The sequence below is a fragment of the Streptomyces sp. SID14436 genome (genome assembly GCF_010548465.1).
In the GTDB taxonomy this organism is placed as follows: domain Bacteria; phylum Actinomycetota; class Actinomycetes; order Streptomycetales; family Streptomycetaceae; genus Streptomyces.
This window is the reverse complement of sequence record NZ_JAAGMD010000799.1, coordinates 1-2047: the sequence shown is the minus strand read 5'-3', so window position 1 is coordinate 2047 and position 2047 is coordinate 1. Positions and strand designations below refer to the sequence as shown.

The following is a 2047-nucleotide window of genomic DNA, read 5'->3' as shown; positions in this document are numbered from 1 at the left end:
CAGCCGGCCGCAGGCCAGCAGCCGGTGCGGTGCGCGCCGCGGCGGGACGGCGGGGCCGGCGGCGCCGGGCCGGAAGTGGCCGGCGTCCACGCCGCAGGGCACCACGGACACGCGTCGTGCGGTCCGCACGCCCATGGCGGCGAGTTCGGCGACCTCGTCGGAGCAGGTGGCGAGGACGCGTTCGCAGGTGCCGGCGAGCTGCCGTTCGATGCCGATGCGGGCGGGCGGGCTGGTGTCCCGCCACGCCTGGTGGCGGCGCTTGACGGTGCCGAGGGCGTGGAACGTCTGCACCACGGGGATGCCGTGCGGGCGGGCGCCGAGCTGGGAGGCCATGCCGGACATCCAGAAGTGGGCGTGCACCACGTCGGGCCGGTCCCGGCCCCAGGCGCGGGCCAGGTGGGCGCCGAACGCGGCCATGTGGGGCAGCAGTTCGTCCTTGGGCACGCTCTGGGGCGGCCCCGCGGGCACGTGTTCGACGACGGCACCGCCGGGCAGCGGCACCCGTTCGGGCAGGGTCACCGCGTCGCGGCGGGTGTAGACGGTGACGTGGTGGCCGCGCCGGGCCAGTTCCTCGCTGAGCCGGGCCACGTACACGTTCTGGCCGCCGGCGTCGACGCCGCCGAGCGCGGCGAGCGGGCTCGCGTGCTCGGACACCATGGCGATCCTCATCGGGCCACCTCCTTCAGCAGCCGCTCCCAGTCGTCCAGGAAGCGGGGGAGCCCGTAGCGGGCGAGGGCCGCCGCGCGGGCGCCCTCCCCCACGCTGCGGGCGTACAGCGGGTCGGCGACGAACTCCCGTACGGCGTCGGTCAGTACGTCGATCCGGTTGGACACCACTCCGGCGCCGGGCGGGACCGCCTCGGTGACCTCGGTGGTGGCGAGGGCGACCACCGGCATGGCGAGGTGCATCGCCTCCAGCAGGGACAGTCCGAGGGAGGTCCAGCGGACGGGGTGGACGTAGACGCGGCGGCGGGCCAGTTCCGCGTGCAGGTCGCGCTGGGTCAGCTCGTGGGCCCGGCAGCGGTCGGCGGGCAGTCCGGCGTGTGCGGCGACGCCCTCGGTGCCCATGCCGAACACGTCGAGGGGCGCGGCGTCGGCGAACGCGGGCAGCAGGTCGGTGCCGGTGGTGCGGCCGCGCCGGACCGGCTCGTTGACCACGACGGCGGCCCGGGGCAGTTCGCCGGTCCACCGGGGGCCGGGGTCGACGATGCCGTGTTCGACGACGGTGGTGGGGGTCGCGCCGGCGTCCCACATCAGCCGGTTGAAGTGGGTGACGTGCACGAGGGTGACGCCGGGCACGTCGGCGGCCGGGTGCCGGGTGTCGGGCACGTCGCCGTGCGGGGCGTTGTGCTCCAGCCAGATCATGGGCGGGCGGCGGCCCAGCCAGGCGTCCACCAGGGCGAGTTCGTGGGGGCGTTGCAGGACGACGACGTCGATGTCGGCGTCCCGCAGCCGTTCCGGGGGCATCTCGACGACCGAGTCGGGCCAGTCGAAGGTGCGGGCGCGGCCGAGGCCGTCTGGCCCGCGGTCGGGGGTGACGGGGACGACGTAGGTGTGGGGGCCCTGCACGAAGGCCGTGGTCCACGACCCGTGCACGTGCCAGAGCAGGATCCTCATGCCACCTCCACCAGCTTACCGACGGCGGCTACGACGTCGAGCGCGGTCACGCCGTCCAGACACGGGTGGCCGGGTACGGGACAGGTGCGGGCCCGGGTGCCGGCGCACGGCGCGTTCTGGTCGCCGAGCAGCACGCAGGGCACGCCGTAGGGCCGCCAGCGCCCGGCCGGGACGACCGGCGCGAACAGGGACACCACGGGGGTGCCGACGGCGGCGGCGAGGTGTGCGGGGCCGGTGTTGCCGGTGACCGCGCAGGCGGCCCGGGCGAGCACTCCGGCGAGTTCGGCGGCGTCGGTGCGGCCGCCGAGGTCGAGGGCCCGGTCACCGGCGACGCGGGCGGTCAGCTCCCGTTCGCCGGGGCCTCCGGTCACCACCACCCGGTGTCCGGCGTCGGTGAGTTCGGCGACCGCCTGCGCGCACCGTCCGGGGCT

General features: G+C 76.3%; 3 protein-coding genes. All 3 read right to left on the bottom strand.

Annotation, left to right across the window (positions count from 1 at the left end):
- Positions 1-669: glycosyltransferase (locus G3I53_RS29130; RefSeq protein ID WP_164438943.1), on the bottom strand; the 669-nt coding region annotated here is incomplete at its 3' end.
- On the bottom strand, positions 666-1616 hold the full coding sequence (locus G3I53_RS29125) for a glycosyltransferase (RefSeq protein ID WP_164332874.1): 951 nt from the start codon (positions 1614-1616) through the stop codon (positions 666-668). The genes G3I53_RS29125 and G3I53_RS29130, both read right to left, overlap by 4 nt.
- The coding region (locus G3I53_RS29120) for a glycosyltransferase family 9 protein (RefSeq protein WP_164438942.1) at positions 1613-2047 on the bottom strand (435 nt) is incomplete at its 5' end. The genes G3I53_RS29125 and G3I53_RS29120, both read right to left, overlap by 4 nt.

What these genes read in the sequence shown, in the direction of transcription:
- G3I53_RS29125 (WP_164332874.1), bottom strand. Translation starts at nt 1,616, where the DNA reads ATGAGGATCCTGCTCTGGCACGTGCACGGGTCGTGGACCACGGCCTTC.